Origin of the sequence: Pseudomonas neustonica (assembly GCF_003797945.1) — a bacterium.
Classification (GTDB): domain Bacteria; phylum Pseudomonadota; class Gammaproteobacteria; order Pseudomonadales; family Pseudomonadaceae; genus Halopseudomonas; species Halopseudomonas neustonica.
Genome location: NZ_RKKU01000020.1, coordinates 1 through 20,154 on the forward strand (window position 1 = coordinate 1; position 20,154 = coordinate 20,154).

20 protein-coding genes and 1 pseudogene are annotated in these 20,154 nt (G+C 58.1%); 14 read left to right on the forward strand and 7 right to left on the reverse strand.

The genetic code is table 11. The features are described from left to right. Positions 1 to 275: 275 nt before the first annotated feature. From EF096_RS14240 to EF096_RS14255, 4 genes are all read left to right on the forward strand, one after another. Complete coding sequence (locus tag EF096_RS14240) at positions 276 to 1,523, forward strand: amidase (protein ID WP_123890478.1); 1,248 nt, start codon at positions 276 to 278, stop codon at positions 1,521 to 1,523. Between the two features lie 302 nt (positions 1,524 to 1,825). Continuing rightward, complete coding sequence (locus EF096_RS14245) at positions 1,826 to 3,223, forward strand: 8-oxoguanine deaminase (protein ID WP_123890479.1); 1,398 nt, start codon at positions 1,826 to 1,828, stop codon at positions 3,221 to 3,223. A gap of 102 nt (positions 3,224 to 3,325) precedes the next feature. After that, on the forward strand, positions 3,326 to 4,204 hold the full coding sequence (locus EF096_RS14250) for a cache domain-containing protein (protein ID WP_235869749.1): 879 nt from the start codon (positions 3,326 to 3,328) through the stop codon (positions 4,202 to 4,204). A 205-nt stretch (positions 4,205 to 4,409) separates the two neighbouring features. Beyond that, a complete protein-coding gene (locus EF096_RS14255) occupies positions 4,410 to 4,691 on the forward strand; it encodes a hypothetical protein (protein WP_123890480.1) in 282 nt (93 codons plus the stop codon). A gap of 22 nt (positions 4,692 to 4,713) precedes the next feature. On the opposite strand, the gene EF096_RS14260 is transcribed toward EF096_RS14255, so the two are convergent. From EF096_RS14260 to EF096_RS14270, 3 genes are read right to left on the reverse strand one after another with little or no spacing between them, the layout of a single operon-like run. Then, positions 4,714 to 5,493, reverse strand: coding sequence for an SIR2 family NAD-dependent protein deacylase (locus EF096_RS14260; protein ID WP_123890481.1), 780 nt, complete (start codon positions 5,491 to 5,493; stop codon positions 4,714 to 4,716). A 47-nt stretch (positions 5,494 to 5,540) separates the two neighbouring features. Continuing rightward, complete coding sequence (locus tag EF096_RS14265; protein ID WP_123890482.1) at positions 5,541 to 6,350, reverse strand: DODA-type extradiol aromatic ring-opening family dioxygenase; 810 nt, start codon at positions 6,348 to 6,350, stop codon at positions 5,541 to 5,543. 22 nt (positions 6,351 to 6,372) lie between these two features. Further along, the gene (locus EF096_RS14270; protein WP_123890483.1) at positions 6,373 to 6,837 is read right to left on the reverse strand and encodes a DoxX family protein; all 465 of its coding nucleotides are present in this window, start codon (positions 6,835 to 6,837) and stop codon (positions 6,373 to 6,375) included. A 104-nt stretch (positions 6,838 to 6,941) separates the two neighbouring features. Between EF096_RS14270 and EF096_RS14275 the strand changes: the two genes are divergently transcribed. From EF096_RS14275 to EF096_RS14285, 3 genes are read left to right on the forward strand one after another with little or no spacing between them, the layout of a single operon-like run. Continuing rightward, positions 6,942 to 7,880: a LysR family transcriptional regulator gene (locus tag EF096_RS14275; protein WP_123890484.1), complete on the forward strand. Its 939-nt coding sequence runs from the start codon at positions 6,942 to 6,944 to the stop codon at positions 7,878 to 7,880. A 60-nt stretch (positions 7,881 to 7,940) separates the two neighbouring features. Beyond that, positions 7,941 to 9,854: a DUF294 nucleotidyltransferase-like domain-containing protein gene (locus tag EF096_RS14280; RefSeq protein WP_123890485.1), complete on the forward strand. Its 1,914-nt coding sequence runs from the start codon at positions 7,941 to 7,943 to the stop codon at positions 9,852 to 9,854. Continuing rightward, entirely contained in the window at positions 9,851 to 10,588 is a 738-nt protein-coding gene (locus tag EF096_RS14285) for a 3'-5' exonuclease (RefSeq protein ID WP_123890486.1), read from the forward strand. The genes EF096_RS14280 and EF096_RS14285 overlap by 4 nt, the downstream gene beginning before the upstream one ends. A gap of 113 nt (positions 10,589 to 10,701) precedes the next feature. Here the strand turns inward: EF096_RS14285 and EF096_RS14290 are convergent, their stop codons facing one another. From EF096_RS14290 to EF096_RS14300, 3 genes are all read right to left on the reverse strand, one after another. Then, on the reverse strand, positions 10,702 to 12,372 hold the full coding sequence (locus EF096_RS14290; protein WP_123890487.1) for a BCCT family transporter: 1,671 nt from the start codon (positions 12,370 to 12,372) through the stop codon (positions 10,702 to 10,704). Positions 12,373 to 12,657: 285 nt separating this feature from the next. Further along, entirely contained in the window at positions 12,658 to 13,341 is a 684-nt protein-coding gene (locus EF096_RS14295) for a TetR/AcrR family transcriptional regulator (protein WP_123890488.1), read from the reverse strand. A gap of 24 nt (positions 13,342 to 13,365) precedes the next feature. Beyond that, positions 13,366 to 13,557 (reverse strand): hypothetical protein, encoded by a 192-nt coding sequence (locus tag EF096_RS14300; RefSeq protein ID WP_123890489.1) that lies wholly within the window; start codon positions 13,555 to 13,557, stop codon positions 13,366 to 13,368. Positions 13,558 to 13,718: 161 nt separating this feature from the next. Between EF096_RS14300 and EF096_RS14305 the strand changes: the two genes are divergently transcribed. From EF096_RS14305 to EF096_RS14315, 3 genes are all read left to right on the forward strand, one after another. Next, positions 13,719 to 14,723, forward strand: a complete 1,005-nt coding sequence (locus EF096_RS14305) for an amidoligase family protein (protein ID WP_123890490.1) — start codon at positions 13,719 to 13,721, stop codon at positions 14,721 to 14,723. Further along, positions 14,720 to 15,391 (forward strand): gamma-glutamyl-gamma-aminobutyrate hydrolase family protein, encoded by a 672-nt coding sequence (locus EF096_RS14310; protein WP_123890491.1) that lies wholly within the window; start codon positions 14,720 to 14,722, stop codon positions 15,389 to 15,391. The genes EF096_RS14305 and EF096_RS14310 overlap by 4 nt, the downstream gene beginning before the upstream one ends. Positions 15,392 to 15,590: 199 nt before the next feature. Continuing rightward, positions 15,591 to 15,914: a hypothetical protein gene (locus EF096_RS14315; protein WP_123890492.1), complete on the forward strand. Its 324-nt coding sequence runs from the start codon at positions 15,591 to 15,593 to the stop codon at positions 15,912 to 15,914. 181 nt (positions 15,915 to 16,095) lie between these two features. On the opposite strand, the gene EF096_RS14320 is transcribed toward EF096_RS14315, so the two are convergent. Further along, positions 16,096 to 17,100, reverse strand: a complete 1,005-nt coding sequence (locus EF096_RS14320) for an AraC family transcriptional regulator ligand-binding domain-containing protein (protein WP_235869750.1) — start codon at positions 17,098 to 17,100, stop codon at positions 16,096 to 16,098. Between the two features lie 68 nt (positions 17,101 to 17,168). Between EF096_RS14320 and EF096_RS14325 the strand changes: the two genes are divergently transcribed. From EF096_RS14325 to EF096_RS14340, 4 genes and pseudogenes are all read left to right on the forward strand, one after another. After that, positions 17,169 to 18,026, forward strand: a complete 858-nt coding sequence (locus EF096_RS14325; RefSeq protein ID WP_123890493.1) for a sterol desaturase family protein — start codon at positions 17,169 to 17,171, stop codon at positions 18,024 to 18,026. Continuing rightward, positions 18,023 to 18,613, forward strand: a pseudogene (locus EF096_RS14330) (NADPH-dependent FMN reductase). Before EF096_RS14325 ends, EF096_RS14330 begins: the two are co-directional and overlap by 4 nt. Before the next feature lie 51 nt (positions 18,614 to 18,664). Further along, positions 18,665 to 19,660, forward strand: coding sequence for a hypothetical protein (locus EF096_RS14335; protein ID WP_123890494.1), 996 nt, complete (start codon positions 18,665 to 18,667; stop codon positions 19,658 to 19,660). Next, positions 19,657 to 20,154, forward strand: coding sequence for an NUDIX hydrolase (locus EF096_RS14340; RefSeq protein WP_123890495.1), 498 nt, complete (start codon positions 19,657 to 19,659; stop codon positions 20,152 to 20,154). Before EF096_RS14335 ends, EF096_RS14340 begins: the two co-directional genes overlap by 4 nt.

The window sequence follows — 20,154 nt, forward strand, 5'->3', positions numbered from 1 at the left end:
GAGAAGGTCAGTTTTTCAGGTACCATTTTGGATAGCGGCTGTTGGTGCTTGGTGAACGGTGTAAGGTCCTGAAACTATAGCACTTTCAGCCGCTTTCTTTTATCCCCTCATGAGAAATCCGGGCTAGGCTACGGCTGCGTACTGCTGGAAGACTGCTGCGCCACGCTGTCTCCCGACTTTTGTACCCAGGCCACCATCTGGAATGTGAAGAAGTGCTTTGGTTTCGTCACCGACTCAAAACGCCTGATCAGCGCCATGCAGGCGACTGTTTCGGTATGAACATCTCGCGCTCTGAACCATCGATCTCGGCCAGCCGCTCGCGCGCATTTGTACCGGGCGCCTCCTGCCGGGTTGCCGCAACCGGGAGCGGCAAACTGAACGGACTGCGTTTTGCGGTAAAGGACCTGATTGATGTGGCGGGATACATTACCGGCGGCGGCAACCCGCACTGGCTCGCCGAGCAGGTGCAGTCGACACGGCATGCCAGCGCCGTTGCCAGACTACTAGCGGCGGGTGCCAGCGTGCGTGGCAAGACGGTCACCGATGAGCTGGCCTTCAGTCTGGAGGGCGAAAACTGGCACTACGGTACACCTGTCAACCCACGCTGCCCCGACTGCCTGCCCGGAGGCTCCTCAAGCGGTTCGGCGGCTGCGGTCGCCGCCAGGCTGGTGGACTTTGCTCTGGGTACCGACACCGGCGGATCAGTACGCATACCCGCGTCATTCTGCGGACTGTTCGGCATGCGCCCCAGCCAGGGTGCCGTTGCAATGGACGGCGTCATTCCATTTGCTCCCAGCTATGACACCATCGGCTGGTTTACCCGCAGCGCCGAGATGCTGGCCAGCGTGGGCGAGGTACTATTGGACAACGGCGAGGTAGCCACGTCCCACTCTGCGCCAACCCTGCTGATCGCCAGTGACGCCTTTGCCCTCTGCGATCCGGCGGTCGCCACGTATCTGCAAGGCGCTGCTACGGCACTGGGTGCAACACAGCAGATCGAGGTGTTCAACGGCGACTGGCAAGCCTGGCTAAGCAGCTACCAGATACTGCAGGGCGCAGATATTCGCATGACACTGGGTCCCTGGCTGGAACGCGTGCAACCCCAGTTCGGTCCCGCCATTGCGCCGCGTTTTGCCCAGCTAAGCGACATCAGCGATCAGCAAATACGTGAGGCTGGTGCACGACGCACGAAGTATCGCCAGCAACTACAACAGCAACTGACGAACAACCAGATCTTGCTGCTGCCAACCTCCCCCACCACGGCACTGGCCAAAGCATCGAGTGCCGAGCAGCGCGGCGACTTCTACGCCCGCTCGTTGAGTATCAGTGCTATCGCCGGTCATGCCGGGCTACCGCAGGTCAGCGTACCGCTTGGACTGCTGCACGGTAAACCGACCGGCCTGTCGTTCATTGGCGCACAGGGCGCTGACAGCCAACTGCTGCAAGCGCTGCCTGCCTGGGTCAGAGTACTGGAGGACAGCGGATTCGGCGCCAACTTACCTGCCGCGGAAACACTGGCATGACCCTTGCTGGATAATTTTGTGCGTCTACCCATGGCTGTCTCTCCAGCGCGCACATGAACTAACCGGACTTCATGCCAGATGACCCCGCAGTTGACCATCATGCCCAGAGCCAACGCCGGCCGCCCTCACCGCTCAGCTTGGCAGGTGAGCTACGTGCCTCATTGGCAAGAGTCTGCCTTTCCCTTTCAGCTCAACTGAGCTGCATCGTCGTACCGAAAAAACCTTGCACTGCCACCGCCTGAAGCGGTGACCAATACGACTGCATGCCAGCCGCACCGGCTGGCACTGAACAAGGCATAGCCATGAGCATTCAATTACTCGACCATATCGATTACCTCGCCACCTTTGATGATCAGCGCCGCGAGATCCGCGATGCAGCCATACTGATCGACGGCAACAAGATCCTCTGGGTTGGCGCCAGCGCCGACAAGCCGGATGTCGTCGCTTGCCAGACCCACAACCTGCGTGGCCACGTGGTGATGCCAGGCATGGTCAATACACACCACCACATGTACCAGAACCTGACGCGCGTGATGGCGCAGGACGACGAGCTGTTCACGTGGCTGAATACTCTCTATCCCATCTGGGCCAAGCTGGATGACGATGCCATCCACGTCAGCAGCAAGGTCGCCATGGCCGAACTCATGCTATCCGGTTGTACTACCGCTGCAGACCACCTGTATATGCTGCCCAATGGCTCGACGCTCGATAGCCAGATCGCTGCGGCAGAGGAAATGGGCATTCGCTTTCACGCCTCGCGTGGCGCCATGTCGCGCGGACAAAGCGAGGGCGGTCTGCCTCCGGACAATTGCGTCGAAAAGGAAGAAGACATACTACGCGACGCCGAGCGGCTGATTCAGCGCTATCACGACCCGGCAGCGCAATCGATGCTGCGCATTACGCTGGCGCCATGCTCACCATTTTCAGTCACCCCCGGCCTGATGAAGGACGCCGCGCAGTTGGCGCGCAGCTATCCCGGTGTGCGCCTGCACTCACATCTGGCAGAGGAACTGGACGAGGAGGAGTACTGCCAGCAGATCTACGGTATGCGCTCCGTCGCCTTCGCCGAATCGGTCGATTGGATCGGCGACGACGTCTGGTTTGCCCATGGCATTTTTCTAGATGATGCCGAGATCGCGCTGTTCGCCCAGACCGGCACCGGCGTCACTCACTGCCCCAGCGCCAACATGCGCTGCGGCCAGGGCATCGCCAAGGTACGCCAGATGCTGGATGCCGGCGTTCCAGTTGGGCTGGGGGTAGATGGCTCGGCCTCCAATGACTCCAGCAACCTGTTTCTTGAAGCGCGCCTGGCGCAGCTGCTGCAGCGGGTGGCGCCGGCACGTTATCGCTCGGAAGCACCCGGCGGACGCGGTGGCTTTGGCGGAGATCCGGGCGCGCTGTCGGCCCGTGAAGCACTGGAGATGGCAACTCGCGGCGGCGCTCGTCTGCTCGGGCGCGACGATATCGGCCACCTGGCCACCGGCATGAGCGCAGACATCATCGCCGTGAGTACCGAACACTTGTCCTTCGCCGGCACCCAGCGAGACCCGCTCGCAGCACTCATCATGTGTGGTCCTTTTACCACCAGCCACAGCTGGATAAATGGGCGTTTACGGGTAACCGACGGACGCCTGATCGATCACCAGACCCCCATCCTCCTGCGTGAACACGAGAGGGTAATGCAACGAATTTATCTGTAACAGCAACAGAGCCCAGACAGAGCTGCGTATACTACTAAGCTGGAACAGGGGCACGTGTCTGTGTGCCCAGCATGACGTTAAAATCCCGCAGAGGAATGCTCAATGAAGATGTTTGCCCGTTTCATACTGTGCGCGCTGGCGCTCAGTACTGTTATTGCCGCACCCACTTACGCCGATACCGCCGTTGCCCCGGGCTACGAAGAAGAAGCTGCTCGCGCTTCCGCCTTGTTGCAAAAGGCCGTAGCCATGTACAAAGAAGAGGGTAATGCCGCATTCGCCAAGTTCAGTCGTCAGGGCGAGTTTACTGATGGCGACCTGTACGTTTACGTACTGGACCGTAACGGCTACATGCTAGCCGCCGGTGGCCCGTCTGCCGCACTGATTGGCCGGGACGTTTCGCCCCTGCTGGATGAGGAATTGAAAGAACACCTGGCGACCGCCCTGCAGCAGCCGGATTCAGATCAGATCCACAGTGACGAATACCGCTGGAAGAACTGGCGTGACGGCAAGGTAGAACGCAAGCGCGTTTACTATCAACTCTATGACGACAAATCCTTTGCCGTAGGCTATTTCGTCAACCGCTCCAGCCCCGCCGCCGCAGAGCAGCTGCTGGACGATGCGGCGCAGGCTATGCAAGCTGACGCCGAGGGCACGATAGAGCGTATCAATCGCCTGGACCCCGAGTTCAATCGTGATGACCTTTACGTTTTCGTAGCCGACCTGGACAGCCAAACCATGGTTGCCCACGGCTACAACCGTCGCCTGGTCGGCATTCATTTCCCGGATATGAAAAATCGTGAAGGGATGCTCGTGGGGCAAAAGCTGATTGACGCCGCTAACGCGGGCGAGACCTCAGTTAGCTATGTATGGCCCAACCCGGTCACCGGCAACAATGAAGAGAAAGAAACGCATATCCGCAAAGTAGGCAACTATCTGGTCGCGGTTGGTTACTACCAAGAGATCAGGTCTGCTGGGGAGTAAAGCTCAACAGAACTAAGCCACTAGGCTAAAGACAGAACCGGCCCCAAGCATTTGGGCGCCGGTTTTTTATTGTCTTTTATTCGTGCTTGGCAATACCTCGAACCTACAGCCAGGAAACAGGTCAGATGCTACAGCACAGCAGAAAAGAGGTGCGTCAAAACGCTCGCGCTGCCGACTGTGCAATCGATAACAAGAAGAGGCAATTATGATTACGCACTTTATGCACGACGGAAAACTTGCCTGTGGCCGTGAAGGCGACCTGACCAGCACAACGCTGCTAAAAAAGGTTAAATGCCGCAACTGCCGTAATACCGAAGTATTCAAACAGGCTCGCCGCGATCAACGCAACGCTGCAAGACGTGCCTCACGAAGCGCCAGTACCGCACACAGCGCCATCGCCTGGCGTGCTGGCTGGAGCAAACAGCTGGCAGAGCTCAAAGGGCCTCAACGCCTGCCCCGCGGCTTTGGCAACCAGCCTTTCGTTTGAATCAGTCAGCCAGGTGGCAGCGCTATTTGCCACCTGCCTTGGCTGTATTGAACGCCTCGCGCAACAGTTCTGGTAATACCTGCCCAGCCAGCCCGGGCAACACCCACTCTCGGCCTATACCCAGCGCCTTCGGCTCAGGATTAACATGAACCACCCCCGCCCCGCTACGTAAGGCGATCTCTGGAATCTGCGCAGCGGGATGCACCACGCCGGAGGTGCCGACCGACAAGAGCAGGTCGCAGTTGGCCGCTGCGGCAAAGGCAGCGTCCATCACCGGCACCGGCAAGCTTTCACCAAACCAGACCACACCAGGCCGCACCGCGCCACCGCACAGGCTGCACCGGGGCGGCGCCAGGCGACGTCCTTCTGCTGGCTCCTGCGGCGCTGCATCAGGCAGCGAATAGTCTTCATTACAGTCAAAACAACGCGGCTGTTGCAGACTGCCGTGCAGGTGCAAAACCTTAGTGCTGCCAGCCCGCTCATGCAGATCATCCACGTTCTGGGTAATCAGCGTCAGCTTAGGAACATGCTGAGCCAGCTGCGCGATCGCCCAGTGCGCCAGGTTGGGTTGGCTGGCCAATAGCTGCATACGGCGCCATTCATACCAGCCCCACACCAGCTCAGGATCATCAATGAACGCGTCTGGCGTAGCCAAACGGGCTGCGTCAAAACGCGACCAGAGTCCGGTCAAGGCATCGCGAAAAGTAGGGATGCCACTTTCTGCCGACACACCGGCGCCGGTGAACACAACGACCCGTTGAGCTGCACGCAGCTGCGCTGGTAATGCCTGGTCAAATTTCATCTAATGCGCCTGAATTGAGCCTTTGACGCATACTGACAGAGCGCGAATTAGCCGGCAAATACATAGCCTGCCAGCGGCACGCCCATGGCAACATCGCGAAAGGCACACACACCCAGGTCACGGCCAGCGGCGCCAGCTACCACATGCAAAGGCAACAGATGCTCTGCATCAGGGTGCGCCAAACGCGCTCCAGGCGCCTGGCGCCAGTGCGTTAGCGCCTGGTTGCGCTGTGCCTCGGGCAACACCACAATCTCTGCCAACCATTGATCAAACGCCAGAGCGGCCGGGCTTGAGTGAGCCAAATTGGAGCGCATCAGCGGAATGTTATGAAAGCTCATGCCGCTGCCGACAATCAGCACGCCCTGTTCCCGCAGGGGAGCAAGTGCCTTACCTAGAGCAATGTGACCGGCCGCGTCCATATCAGCCTGCAGCGATAATTGCAGGACGGGAATATCCGCTTGCGGGCAAACCAGCTTCAACGGCACAAATACGCCATGGTCCAGTCCGCGCTGATTATCAGTCGCTACTGCCATGCCCGCCTGATCAAGCAACGCGGCCACTTCAACGGCCAACTCGGGCGCGCCAGGTGCTGGCCATTGCAACTCGTAGGTGTGCGGTGGGAAGCCGTAATAATCAAACAACAGCCCAGGGGCTGCATTAGTGTTCAGAGTAAATACCGCTTCTTCCCAATGGGCGGAAACCACCAACAGTGCTCGCGGCGCTACACCCAAAGTAGGCAGTAGCTCGCGAAGCCAGGCCTCCATCCTCTTCCATGTGTCGGCCGGCTCCCACTCCATAAAGAAGCAGGGACCGGCGCCGTGGGGAAGGAAGACGGTCGGCATCATCACATTAGACATGCTCGACTCCTCGTATACAGGATCAGATAGGTAGACGCAGGCGGGCATCCAGCGAGAAGCGATCACCGCCGCGCAGGAAGATGCCGAAAGCCGTCAAGGCCCAGAACAGCGGGTATTCAACGCCACCGTTAGTCCAGAAAAAGCCATTAGCCATGTGCACCGTAAGCGCCACACCCAGCATAAAGGTGATTGCCAGTGCCGCCGGACGAGTCAGCAGGCCAAGGACCAGCGCCAGGCCACCGAAGAACTCGACCAGGCCAGCCAACAAGGCAAACAGTACACCCGGCTGCATGCCCAGGGTTTCACCGAAAAACTGGCCGGTGCCTTGCAAACCATAACCACCAAACCAGCCAAACAGCTTCTGCGCACCGTGGGGCATCAGCATCAAACCCGCAGTAATACGAATCAGCGGGTAGCCCAGGGGCGCTAAGCGCGCGATGAAGGCTGGACCGGGGGTAGCAGTACTGCCTGTATTCTGATTATTCATGAGCGTTCTCCATCGGCACTTTGCCGAAAAACAGGTTGTTTGTGTTACTGGAAAACATCCTATAATCGTTTCCAATTTCACGTAAGACAGCTGAAAAGGAACTCATGGTTGATAAATCGGAAACCCTAGGCGGCGCACTGGAAGATCTGCAGGCATTCTGCGCCGTCATTGAGTTCGGCAGTATTTCCGCTGCAGCGCGCCAGCTGCAGGAAACCAAGGGTGGCGTCAGTCGCCGTATATCTCGTCTCGAGAAGCGTCTGGGCGCTGCGCTGCTGGCACGTACCTCGAGGGCGGTGAGTGCGACTGAAGAAGGTACCGCCTTTTACCTGAAAGCACGCGACGCCCTATCGCTATTGAGCGAAGCAACCCACGATGCACGTCAATCCGGCTCGGTGCCACAGGGGCATTTGCGTATCACGGCGCCTATGGACCTGGGGATCGACGTACTCCCCCCCATACTGGTCCGCTTTCGCGCGCAACACCCGCAAATCAGCATTGAGCTGCTATTGACTGATAGCACGCTAGACCTTGCCGCCAACCGCATAGACCTCGCACTGCGGGCAACACCTGGCAATCTGCCCAGCATGAACTATCGCGCATCCATCCTCTGCGCCTTCACCATGAACCTTTACGCCGCACCCAGCTATCTCAGCGAAAACGGCTCACCGCAAAGCCCGCAGCAACTGCCTGAACACGCCCTGGTCGCAGGCCGCGAGCTGGCGGGTGTGACCAGTCTGGCAATGCAAGACCAGCGCGGTCGCAACACCGAGTTGTTAGTGCAGCCCAGTGTTCGTACCAGCGACTATGCCAGTGCGCAACGCCTGCTACTAGCCGGCGCGGGTATTGGCTCACTGCCTGACCTGGTCGCTGCCAGTAGCCTTGCCAGTGGCGGATTAGAGCAGGTCTTACCTGACTGGCATCTTAGCCGGGGAACGCTCTACGCCATCAGTCTGGGCGGCGCCGAAGCACCCGCGAGGGTTCGCGTGTTCCGTGAGTTTCTACGCAGTGAACTAGTGCAGCTCCAAGGGAAAAGTCAGGCGTAAACCTGACCAAAGGAAAGATAGCCATTACACTGACCTCATACACTCAAGGCTGGAACCCGCATGCAGATTGAGCTGATCGAAATACGCGACCACTTGAGTCGCTTTCCGCCATTCGATGAACTGCCCGAAGAGCAGCTCAACGATATTGCTCGTCAGGTAGAGATCGCCTACTTCAAGGCAGGTACAGAGATTCTCACCTTCAACCAGGAGATTCACGAGCTGCACTATGTGCGCAGTGGCGCGGTTGATATTTTCCGCCGCAACGGGGATCTGTATAACCGGCTGACGGAGGGCGGCATTTTCGGCCACTTCGGTCTGCTAAGGCATAACCGCGTGCGCTTTCCGGCACGCGCTATCGAAGATACCCTGCTCTACTACATTCCCGGCGTACTCTTCGACCAGCTCTGCGAGCAATATGAAAACTTCGCCGACTTTGTCGAGGCCGAAGGTCAGTCACGGCTCAAGGCAGCGGTCGATAATGGCCGCGCCAGTGAGCTGATGAAGATCAAGGTGCGCAAGCTGATCTCGCGGCTGCCGGTCACCGTACCGCTGACTACGACGGTCCAACAGGCCGCACAAGTGATGACCGAACAAAGCGTTTCATCGCTGGTCGTAGTCGACCCGCAGACCAGCTGGCCCAATGCCGAGCGCGTGCCTGTCGCCGAGCCACATCACGCCGTCATGGTCGGCATCATGACCGACCGCGACTTCCGCACACGCGTATTGGCCGAGGGCCTGCCACTGGATACACCAGTAGCCAACATCATGTCGCCCAATCCCATTACCGTGCAGGGCGACGATACCGTGTTTGAGGCCATGCTCAGCATGCTGCGCAATAACATTCACCACCTACCCGTGGTGCAACGCCGGCGCCCTATCGGCCTGATTAATCTCAGCGACATCATCAAGTACGAATCACAGAGCAGCCTGTATCTGGTCAGCAGTATCTACAACAAGCAGTCGGTCAAAGAGCTGCAAAGCCTGCTGCCGGATGTACGCGCCACCTTTGTGCGTATGGCCCGTGACGAAGCCAGCGCACACATGATTGGCAGTGCGATGTCGGGCATTGGCCGCAGCTTCAGCCAACGCCTGCTCGAGCTCGCCGAGGATCAGTTCGGGCCACCGCCGGTGCCCTACTCTTACATGGCACTGGGTTCCATGGCCCGCGATGAACAGCTTGTAGTGACGGACCAGGATAACGCACTGGTGCTGGATGACAGCTTTGATCCCAAGCTGCACGATGAGTACTTCCTCAAGCTGGCTACTTTCGTCAGCGATGGCCTGGCGGCATGCGGTTACACCTACTGTAAGGGTGGAATCATGGCGACCAATCCCAAGTGGCGCCAGCCGCTCAAAGTATGGCGCCGGTACTTCACTGACTGGATCAACAACCCCAAGCCCGAGGCCTTGCTCAACAGCTGCATTTTCTTCGACCTGGATAGCGTCTACGGTGAGTCCGCAATGGTAGAAGAGCTGCAGGAGCTGCTCGCCGAGAAAGCCAGCCGCAACGAAGCCTTTCTCGGTGCCTTGTCGCGCAACGCCCTGAATCGCACACCGCCACTGGGTTTTTTCCGCACCTTTGTGATGGAAAAAGACGGCGAGCATAAAAACGTGATCAATCTGAAGCGTCGCGGCACCGCGCCGCTGACCGACCTGATACGCGTACACGCGCTGGCCTGCGGCTCACGTGCGCAGAACTCATTCGAGCGCCTGGACGCGATCGCCGCGACTAAACTGATGCCACCCGAGGCGCTGGAGCGTTTGCGTTACGCACTGGAGTTTCTCTCGCTGGTGCGAATCAAGCATCAAGCCCTGGCTATCGAGGAATCGGTCGAACCTGATAACGACATCGAGCCGGAAAATATCTCTGCCGCCGAGCGACAAGCGTTGAAGGACGCCTTCCAGGTGCTAAGCAATGCGCAAAAATTTCTGCGCTTCCGCTACCCACACATGCCGGCCACCCGCCCACTATGATCCGCTTTACGCCAGGCTCGCCCGAGCCAGGACAAGCCCCGCCGGACTGGCAAGGTCAGTTGGCGCAACTGGCAGAGCACGCGCAACATCCAGCCCTGCAGGCCTTCTATCAGGCGGGTTGCCCCGCAGCTGACTGCGCTCTGGATGACGCGCCACTGATCGCACTGGATATCGAAACCACCGGCCTCAATACCCGTCACGACGCCATTGTAAGCCTGGGCATGGTGCCGTTTAGCCTGGAACGGATTCGATGTCGTGATGCGCTCTACCAAGTAGTCAAACCCACCAGCGAGCTAAGCGACGAATCCATCACCTTCCACCGCATCACTCACTCGGATATTCATCAGGCGCCGCGTGTGGCCAGCGTCATTGAAACCGTGCTGGAAGCACTCGCTGGCAAACTGGTAGTCGTACATTACCAGGCAATTGAGCGCGGCTTCCTGGATCAGGCCTGCCGGCAAGCACTAGGGGAAGGCCTGCAGTTTCCGGTGATTGATACCATGGAGCTGGAAGCCCGCTTGCATCGCGGTGATAGCGAACCCAATGTATTTCAGCGCATGTTCGGCAAACGCAAACAGTCCATCCGCCTGGCCGACAGCCGCCTGCGCTACAACCTGCCGCTCTATCAAGCGCACCACGCGCTGACCGACGCGATTGCTACGGCGGAGTTGCTGCAGGCTCAGGCGCTAACCCATTACAGCCCGCAGGTGGCGGTCAGTCGGCTGTGGAGTTGATTTCGCAAGCACGGGTAACACCTGACGCAGGCCATATCATCTGCGGCTCACCAGCATACGGCCACAAAAAAGCCGGACCCAAATGGCCCGGCTTTTTCTGCACCGCGTTAATCTTACTTGCGCGGCTCGCTCATCAAACCTTTGACGATCGCGATACAGCCAACCAGTAACACCACGGTAAACGGCAGACCGGTAGACACCGACATTGCCTGCAGCGCGGCAAGACCACCGCCCAACAGCAATGCGATGGCAATCACGCCTTCACTGATTACCCAGAACACACGCTGTGGTACAGGTGCGTTGACCTTGCCGCCAGCGGTGATGGTGTCGATGACCAATGACCCCGAGTCAGATGACGTAACGAAGAACACAATCACCAGCACGATGCCGACAAAAGACGTGATTTCCGTCAATGGCAGCTCACCCAGCATGGCAAACAACTTAAGTTCCAGTGCTGCTTCCTGCACACCGGTGAAGCCATCAGTCACGAACTGGCCAATAGCAGTGCCACCGAACGCGGTCATCCAGAGCACGGATACCAGTGAGGGCACCAGCAATACGGCAATCAGGAACTCACGCACGGTACGGCCACGGCTAACCCGCGCAATGAACATGCCGACGAAAGGTGACCAGCTGATCCACCAGGCCCAATAAAACGCAGTCCAGCCCTGAGTAAAGTTAGCGTCCTCACGACCGATCGGATTAGACAAAGCAGGCAAGTTGGTAACATAGGCCAGCAGGTTATCGAAGAAACCGGTGGCAATCGCCAGTGTCGGCCCAACAACAATAACAAAGCCCAGCAACACGATAGCCAGCACCATGTTGATCTCGGACAGACGTTTGACGCCTTTATCCAGACCAGCCAACACCGATAACAGTGCCAGACCGGTAATACCGGTAATCAACAACACCTTGGTCACGTTGCCAGAGCTAAAGCCAAACAGGTAATGCAAGCCCGCTGTTGCCTGCTCAGCCCCCATACCAAGCGAAGTAGCCAGACCGAACAAGGTCGCAAAAACGGCCAGGATATCGATGATATGCCCCGGCCATCCCCAAATACGCTCACCCAGAATGGGATAAAAGATAGAGCGAATAGTCAGTGGCAGACCCTTGTTAAAGGAGAACAGGGCAAGCGCCAGCGCGACGACCGCATAGATCGCCCACGGATGCAGGCCCCAGTGAAAGATAGTTGCGGCCATACCCAGGCGCGCCGCTGCATCGCTATCACCCACGGCACCGGCAAGCGGGGCCCAGTCAGTGCGCAAGCCGTCTTCACCCACTGCTACACCGCCAAGAGACGAAGAGAAGTGCGACATGGGCTCGGAGACCCCATAAAACATCAAGCCAATGCCCATGCCCGCAGCAAAGAGCATGGAGAACCAGCCCAGATAGTTATAGTCCGGCTTGGCATCCATACCACCAAGGCGCACTTTACCCAACGGCGATACAATCAAAAACAGACACAACAAAACGAATATGTTGGCAGCACCGATAAAGAACCACGCCATGTGCCCAGTAAGCCAACCACGCAGAGCGGTAAACAGCGGAGCGACTTCACTCTGCAGCGCCAGGGTCAACACCACAAACAAAACGACCACCAAAGAAGAAATGGTGAACACCTTGCCGTGGATATCGAGATTGAAGATGAAGTTGCCAGAAATATTGTCCTGGCCGATGACATAATCGGTGTCAATCAGGTTGGAATCGCCGCTAGGCGCTGGGATGCCATCTTGAAGAGGTGGCTCCTTTGATGGGTCGTGATCATTCAATGGTTCTTTTGCCATTTGAAGTGCTCCGATGTGCTAATGGCGCGGTAAAAACAACCGCGTTCTGATTACTACTCCCAGCGCACAGGCGACAGGGCAGCAACAATTGACAGCCCCACAAGGGACCTATGAAGTGTAAAACACGTATTGGCATTGCAGCGTTTTCCGCATACCGGAAAGCCTCACTGCACGCTATTCCTAATGTAATACTGCGCACATAATAGCCATTGGTTAGCCATTAGGGAAATCGCGCTGCAGCCAATAGCCTACCTTTTCGCCGCTATTGGCCTGCTATTCACGACCTTATCCCGCTTTATCCTGCAGCACAGAGGCGCCAGCAAAAAGCATGATGATCTGCTCATGGGCCAGTTCCAGAATATTATCGCGACGCTCCGGCTCGGCTATAAAGTCGAGCGAAAGGTGGAACAGGTTGCGGCTGAGCAGCGCGGCAATCTGGTTGATTCGTGCTGCGCTAATACTTGACGGCGCCAACCCCAGCTCCTGAATATCGGCCGCCATATCCTCGGCAAAACCGTTCATCTGCTCACGTAACTCAGCACGCAGCAGCTCCGATGGGCCATGCAGCTCACGCCCGGCAATAACGACCGAATCGCGGTGTTCAAGGACGTAATCGAAATAGAGCTTAACCGTCTGTTGCGCCACCCGCCGACCACGCAGTGCGGCCTCCTGCGTCGAGTCTGTCGTGTTATCAGCGATGCTCTGCTGCGCCGCCTGCCGACGCAAAGCCCGCAGCGGACCACGCAACCTGTCGTTGCCTTCGCGCAGCAATTGCAGACCCAAATCATCCATATTGCGGAAGTGGCGGTAAAACGTGTTGGGATTCAGGGCGGCTTCACGGGCTAACTCGCGTAGCCCAAGGCTGGAAATACAGCGGCTGCTCGCCGCCAAACGTATTGCTGCATCCATCAGGGCACGCTTGCCCGGAGCCTCCGTGGATTGGCGGCGCCTCTTTTGACTATCTGTCATGCGACTCCAGTTTCATCCTGGCTTTCAGCGTGACTGCGATTCAAGTATCTGCAACACCAAGTTCGCATTGAAACCATACTCTTTCATGAGCGCCTTCAACTCATCGTTGAAGGCGAGCTCCTCCTTTAAGCCGGCATCCTGCTTCAGGCTTTCCAGCTGCGCCAGCTGGTCGGCAAGCAAGCGCTCAGCCGCACGAAATTCGGACAATTTGCTCATAAGCTACCTGTTAAAGGTGATTAAAAAGAAGGGGTACATGGACTTCACTGAATTCTACACCAAGTCGCCGCAATTGCAGTTGTCATCAGTACTGCGGGTGCGCATGCCGATGAACTGCATGTTAGTCTTGTTTGATTAACCACAGAAGTGGAGAGATTCCGATGCCGTCAAAGCCCACCGCGCTTAACCTGCCACCGCTGACCAAAACTGCCGAGGGTGCGCAGCGGCGAGTCGGGGTAGAGCTGGAAATGAACGGCCTGGAGCTCGGTCAACTAAGTGCGCTGGTTGCCGAGCATTGCGGATGCACTATAGAGCAAACCAGTCGTTACGAACGCACTCTCAAGGGTGACCCGGCCGGTGACTGGATTGTCGAGCTGGATTCTGCCCTGTTGAAGAAAATGGGACGTACCGAGCGCCCTGAAGATCCGACCTCTGCCGAACTTGTCAGCTCCGCAGAAGACGCCATCATGTGGGTTGCCGAGTCTCTGGTCCCCTATGAACTGGTCAGCCCGCCACTGCCGCTGGATCGCTTGAACATTATCAACGAGTTGATTGCGCTGCTACGCGACGCTGGAGCCAAAGGCACCGCCGACCGCCTGACCAACGCCTTTGGCATGCAGTTCAATCCTGAGGTTCCGGCCACCGACGCTCGCACGCTGACCGCTTATCTGAAAGCCTTTCTATGCCTGTACGACTGGATTAACCAGCGCGCCAGCATCAACTTTGCCCGCCGCGTCACCACCTACGTAGACCCTTTCCCCGGCGCTTACGTGCGCAAGGTTACCGCAACCGACTACTGGCCGGACTTGCCTACACTGATCGATGATTACCTGCTGCACAACCCAACCCGCAACCGCGCGCTAGACATGCTGCCGCTGTTCCGCCACCTCGACGAGCCCCGCGTGCTAGCGCGCACCCAGGACGAACTGATAAAGCCACGCCCCACCTTTCACTATCGCCTGCCCGATTGCCTGATCGACCAGCCTGGCTGGGACCTGACTCCGGCCTGGAACGATTGGCTTGAAGTAGAGAAACTGGCTAACGATCACGAACGCCTGCAAGGCTGCTGCGGTGCCTATCAAACCTATCTGGGACAGGGTATCGGGCGACTGCTCGACAGCTGGCCCGAACACTTGACCCGCAACTGGCTACCAGACGTCCGATGAGTAAACCGGTCATTGCCATTACCGGCCCGAGCAAAGGCGCCGCGGGCCCTCGTTTTCTGGTTGCCCAGGCTATTCGGTATTACGGCGGCGAGCCACTGCAGCTTAAACCCGGGGACGAGAAGCGAAACCAGTCCTATCAGGGCGTCGTGGTCACCGGTGGTCACGACATCGATCCTGTGCTCTACGCGGCAGAACCCGAGGTAAAGCCCAAATACGATGCGGCGCGCGATACCTTGGAGTCAGCCATTATCGATGATGCGCTCGCCCGGGAACTGCCGCTACTCGGCATCTGTCGCGGCGCGCAACTACTCAATGTGCGCTGTGGCGGCGATTTATTTCAAGATCTCAAATCACGCCGCAAGCTGACCTCCAACCGCCGCACACTGCTGCCGCTGAAGACCCTATGCCTGGAGACCGACAGTCACCTGGCGCGATTGCTGGGTGTTGAACGTGGCAAGATCAACAGCCTGCACAATCAGGCCATCGACAAGGTGGGTGAAGGATTGGTGATCAGCGCACGCGACCTGGACCATATCACTCAGGCCATCGAAGCGCCGGGGCGACGCTTCGTGATCGGAGTGCAGTGGCACCCGGAGTTTCTGCTCTTCATGCGCCGTCAGCGGCGGCTGTTTCAGGCCTTGGTGACGGCTGCGCGGGAAGTGGGATAGCAGAGCGATACCAAACCAGTTAGTGGCGCTTCTTTTAGCCCTACAAAACTTGGCAGAATTGCCCCTCTTCGGCGTAAATACACTCACCGACACCGTGTATTGAATGCCTGCCCAGCCCCAGCAGTACGCAACCTTGAACACAACTGTGTCGGTGACCTACCTGACATTCCGTCCCAACCAATTCAAGTCGGAGTAGCCCATGCCAACCGATCCGTTGAAAACCCTTTCCGACCTGGTCAGCGATGCCCATGCGCAAATTCAAGCGGCGCATCAGCACATCAACCCGGTGGTAGAAGTGCGCCAGAGCATGCGTGATGCCGGCATACCCGCAGATGTGCTCACCCTGGACTGCTTAAGCACCCAGCGTCGCATAACCCTGATACTGCACGACCAGCAGCCCGGCGTGGTGTTCTACCAGTTCGTGACGCGGGAAGAGGAGGTCGGCGGTGAATTCAAGCAAATTCTTCTGGCGGACATGAGCAGCGCCACACTATTTGATTGGGTGCAGGATTATTTCGGCTGAATTTAGCCGATCTTTCACCGCAAGATCGTATGTAAATAGGTGTGGCGGTCAACTTCTGGCGCCGGCAAGCCCGGCAAAAAACCCTTGCGACCCTCGGCGTGCGTAACGTCCACCATCAAATCCGTCATCACCGAATTCATACCAGAGGCGCAAGCGGTACATTCATCTTGTAGTAGCCGCTCTACCGCATCGGCATAGTCAAACTAACCGATCCAAAAGCCTGCGCTATAGCGCTACCGTCCAACGCTTGCGCGCATGCAAGTAAGCATGCTGTATCGCTATAACCCAGTTGTTCAGATATCTGCGCGCGGGTGAGGCCTTGCATCTCCAGATAGCCATCCAGCTCGGCGCGCACGGTATCCAGCAACTGACGAAAGGTCAGCCCCTGCTCCTGCATGCGCCGCCGCAAGGTTCGCGCCGTTTGATGCAGGCTGGCCGCCAACACCTCCAGCGTCGGCGTTTCGCCTTGTAGCATCTTCTGCCGGGCCAATACCGCCACCTTGCCAGCAACACCGCCAAAGCGCTCCTGCTGAGCCAGACGGCGGTCCAACTCAACGCAGACCACCTCGAACAAGGTCTGATTGCGCCCCAGCATAGGCAGCGCCAGGCTAGCCTGGTCAAACCAGAGCTGGTTGGCGCTCGCAGCAAAGTCCACCTGATCTCCGAACAGCGCGACATACTCCTGCGCGTAATCCGGCCGCGGGTGGCGCAAGCTCACCCGCAACGGCATGAGGTTATGGCCACAGGCTTCGCGCAACTGGGTAATCGCCATGGTCATGTAATGTTCGACCAGATAGCGCTCCAGCGACGGCGGCACGTCCAGGCTGATCTGCACGCCAAGCTGCTCGCCCGACTGCACATACTTAACCCTGTCCATTGACGACGCCAGACCGGCGTAGCGCACCCAACTATCCAGCGACTGCCGCACATTAGCGGCAAAAAGGCCCACATAGGCCAGTACGTGCCAGTCCTGTCGGGTGAAGAAAGAAAACAGGTGCAGACCGATGGCCGGGTCGTGTTGAGCGGCGCAATGCCAAAGCTGCTCCAGCTCAACCAGGCTGAAGTCCTCCTGCACAGCCCCTTGCTGATCAAGAAAGCGCTGCAGCACCTGACCAACAGGCCCGTGGTGATAACGCTGCACAGGGCTTTTGGCCGTTTCGACGCGATTTTTGTCCTTACCACGCATGTTGGATAAATCCGATTTGGCTTTTCATTGTTATGTCCTGACTACAGCCAATGCTTAACGAGGTTAGCATGCAAACAACAATAACAAACTTGAATCCCACGGTGATCGTCGCTGGTATCTTCTTCGCCTTCATCTTGCTTGAGCTGGTGCTTGGCCGCTTTTTTCAGCCTAAAGGCGAGCGCCGTGACGCACTGTTGGAAACCATAGGGTCGACTCTGCTGCTAGGCGTCACTGTTCCAGCTATCACCTTCGCCTCTGCAGCACTCATGGGTCTGTTTCTGCCCCAGTGGAAAGATAGCCTGGCGGGTATCCCGTGGATCGCCGGCTTCGCCCTGTTTCTGTTGCTCGATGACATGACGCAATATTGGTGGCACCGCCTGGCCCACCGCGTGCCTTGGCTCTACGATCTGCACCGCGCGCACCATTCAGCCAAGTACATGAGCATCCGCATCGTGTATCGCAATAACAGCTTCTACTACCTGCTGATGCCTGGCATCTGGCTTTCTGGCATGTTGATCTACATGGGCTTGGCGCATGTGTACTTCGCTTACCTGATAATCAAACTGAGCGTGATCTTTGGTGCCCACAGTAGCGTTCCCTGGGACGCCAAGCTGTATAAGATCAAGGCCTTGCGACCGCTGATGTGGATTGTCGAACGCACTATCTCTACGCCCGCCACCCACTCGGCACATCACGGCCTCAACGCTGACGATGGCGTAACCAACTACAAGGGCAATTTCGGCAATCTGCTGTTCTTCTGGGATGTATTGTTCGGCACCGCGAAGATTACGCGTCGCCGCCCGACCGAGTACGGCATCGAAAACATCCGCCCGGCCAGTTGGCAGCAGGAGCTGTTCTGGCCGCTGGTTCGCAAACCTGCTCGCAGCAAAAAGCCGGCAGCCCAGCCAAGCAAGGTTTCTTCATGAGCACGCGCATTGTCCTGATTGCCGGCTCCAATCGCCCGGACGCCCAGAGCAGCCGGGTAGCACTTTACCTGGCGGGACGTCTGCAGCACCTTGGCGCTGAAACCGACATAATTGACCTGGCTACCACGCCGCTGCCGCTATGGCCCGCAGAGTCGACAAATAACCCCTGGCAGGGTTTGGCCAACAGGTTACGCGCAGCGCAGGCAGTGGTGGTGATTACCCCGGAATGGCACGGTATGGCCTGCCCGGCGGTCAAGAACCTGTTCCTTTACGCAGGCCGCCGCGAGCTGGCACACAAACCGGCACTGTTAGTGGCTGTCTCCGGCGGTCAGGGCGGCGCCTACCCGATTGCCGAGATGCGCAGCTCAAGCTACAAGAACTGCCGTCTGTGCTATCTGCCTTAGCATCTGATCGTGCGCCACGTGGAACGGGTCATGAACCCGGGAAACCCCGCCAACGAAGACGACCAGCGTATTCGCGCCCGCGCCGACTGGGCCATGGGGCTGCTGCTGGACTACGCCGAGGCGCTCGCGCCACTGCACGAGCGCCATCGGAGGCCACCGGAAGACTGGCTGAACGGTATGTAACCAACTAAAAAAGCGTCAGCAGCCGGATCGCTCTCGAAGATAAACGCCGCTATGATGGCACGCGACTATCCGAGGAGATGGAACACCGTGCTGTTCAAGGAAAAACTGCTGCTGGCCAACTGTGACTCGGTGCACGCCCACGGCCACGAAGAGTTGCGCAAACGCTTTCTGACCGGCCTGGCCTTTGCTGACGGTGTGGTGTTGCCACCCAACACCCTGATCGACAACCTTGAACTGGCCAACACCCTCGGCCAGATGAACGTGATCAAGTACCTCAACGAAGAGGGCAAGGGCAAATTTGTCATCCGTGGCTTCGGCCTCTCGCGCTTCGCTACACTGCAGGAGTACTACGACGCCCTGCCGGACAACTTTATCCTCTCCAGCCTGCCGGGTCGCCCGCGCAAGGGCGAGCTGGATCTGCATCAGCGCACCCTGATGCAGGACCGCCTGCGCAAGCTGCAGGGCGCGCTGAGCGAATTGCAGCCAGTGCTCGACGACGTCAGTGTGCCCCGTGATGCATTGCAGCAGGAAGTGATGCGTCGTCTCGACGATCTACCCGGCTTCGGCGGCTACTTTGAGCATGACGGCGACTACCAGCTGTTCCGACTCGGCGGGCTGAGCAAGTATTCGCGCTCCGACTGGTACCTGTACGCAGAACAGTTTTTCAGCCAGCGTGGTCAGACCGGACTTGAGGCACTGCGCTTCGAATTGATCGACCCGGCCTACAACTCGCTGTTCGCCAATGCGTCTGAGGGCTTTCTGCAGGATAATATTCGCTTTCTTCAGGGCGTTCCCGAGCAGATTCTGGATTCCAGCATTACCTTCAAGGCTCTGCGCAGGGAAATTGAACTGGTTCAGTACCCGATCAAGGTGTTTAACTTCATCTCAAGTCTGGGCGCAGGCGAGGTACTCAAGTTCCTCACCGACGAGGCACTCGGCTATCTTGAGGACAAGATGATGGAAAACGGCGAATCCTACATGACCCGCCGCAACTGGTTTGGCCTGTATCCGCGCATGCGCAGCTTCATGGGATTGGAGATCAAATGAGCACGGTTTACGAAAACCCCTGGTTCAAGGTTGTCCGTGAGAACGGCTTTCACTGGGTTGAGGAAAACGGCGCCAGCAACGGCGCGGCCATTCTCGCCGTACTCGATGGCCACAGCGCACTGCTGGTATGGGTGCAACGTCCCGCCCAAGGCGAGCGCATGCTGGAAATCCCCCGTGGCTACGGCGAACCCGGCGAAAGCAGCCTGCAGTGCGCCTGCCGGGAACTGCAGGAAGAAACCGGTTACCGAGCCGCACCTGAGCAACTCACGCGGCTTGGCCGCTATCGCCCTAATTCTGCCATTCTGACTAGTTGCGTCGACCTCTATCTGGCCGAGCTGACCTCCAGCGATCAAGTCGGCCGCCCCGACAGAGAGGTGCTCGCAGTCGAGGAGGTGCCGTTGGGCTCGCTGCCCGCAAAACTTCAGGACGGCATCCTCGACGATGGCTTCACCTTGGCTGCGCTGGCGCACTATTACGCGCGCGCGCAGGCCTGA

Coding starts and splice junctions, on each gene's coding strand:
- EF096_RS14295 (WP_123890488.1), bottom strand. CDS start 13,341: ATGACAGATAGTCAAAAGAGGCGCCGCCAATCCACGGAGGCTCCGGGC.
- EF096_RS14305 (WP_123890490.1), top strand. CDS start 13,719: ATGCCGTCAAAGCCCACCGCGCTTAACCTGCCACCGCTGACCAAAACT.
- EF096_RS14240 (WP_123890478.1), top strand. CDS start 276: ATGAACATCTCGCGCTCTGAACCATCGATCTCGGCCAGCCGCTCGCGC.
- EF096_RS14320 (WP_235869750.1), bottom strand. CDS start 17,100: ATGCGTGGTAAGGACAAAAATCGCGTCGAAACGGCCAAAAGCCCTGTG.
- EF096_RS14250 (WP_235869749.1), top strand. CDS start 3,326: ATGAAGATGTTTGCCCGTTTCATACTGTGCGCGCTGGCGCTCAGTACT.
- EF096_RS14340 (WP_123890495.1), top strand. CDS start 19,657: ATGAGCACGGTTTACGAAAACCCCTGGTTCAAGGTTGTCCGTGAGAAC.
- EF096_RS14325 (WP_123890493.1), top strand. CDS start 17,169: ATGCAAACAACAATAACAAACTTGAATCCCACGGTGATCGTCGCTGGT.
- EF096_RS14335 (WP_123890494.1), top strand. CDS start 18,665: ATGATGGCACGCGACTATCCGAGGAGATGGAACACCGTGCTGTTCAAG.
- EF096_RS14270 (WP_123890483.1), bottom strand. CDS start 6,837: ATGAATAATCAGAATACAGGCAGTACTGCTACCCCCGGTCCAGCCTTC.
- EF096_RS14275 (WP_123890484.1), top strand. CDS start 6,942: ATGGTTGATAAATCGGAAACCCTAGGCGGCGCACTGGAAGATCTGCAG.
- EF096_RS14280 (WP_123890485.1), top strand. CDS start 7,941: ATGCAGATTGAGCTGATCGAAATACGCGACCACTTGAGTCGCTTTCCG.
- EF096_RS14290 (WP_123890487.1), bottom strand. CDS start 12,372: ATGGCAAAAGAACCATTGAATGATCACGACCCATCAAAGGAGCCACCT.
- EF096_RS14265 (WP_123890482.1), bottom strand. CDS start 6,350: ATGTCTAATGTGATGATGCCGACCGTCTTCCTTCCCCACGGCGCCGGT.
- EF096_RS14255 (WP_123890480.1), top strand. CDS start 4,410: ATGATTACGCACTTTATGCACGACGGAAAACTTGCCTGTGGCCGTGAA.
- EF096_RS14315 (WP_123890492.1), top strand. CDS start 15,591: ATGCCAACCGATCCGTTGAAAACCCTTTCCGACCTGGTCAGCGATGCC.
- EF096_RS14285 (WP_123890486.1), top strand. CDS start 9,851: ATGATCCGCTTTACGCCAGGCTCGCCCGAGCCAGGACAAGCCCCGCCG.
- EF096_RS14300 (WP_123890489.1), bottom strand. CDS start 13,557: ATGAGCAAATTGTCCGAATTTCGTGCGGCTGAGCGCTTGCTTGCCGAC.
- EF096_RS14310 (WP_123890491.1), top strand. CDS start 14,720: ATGAGTAAACCGGTCATTGCCATTACCGGCCCGAGCAAAGGCGCCGCG.
- EF096_RS14260 (WP_123890481.1), bottom strand. CDS start 5,493: ATGAAATTTGACCAGGCATTACCAGCGCAGCTGCGTGCAGCTCAACGG.
- EF096_RS14245 (WP_123890479.1), top strand. CDS start 1,826: ATGAGCATTCAATTACTCGACCATATCGATTACCTCGCCACCTTTGAT.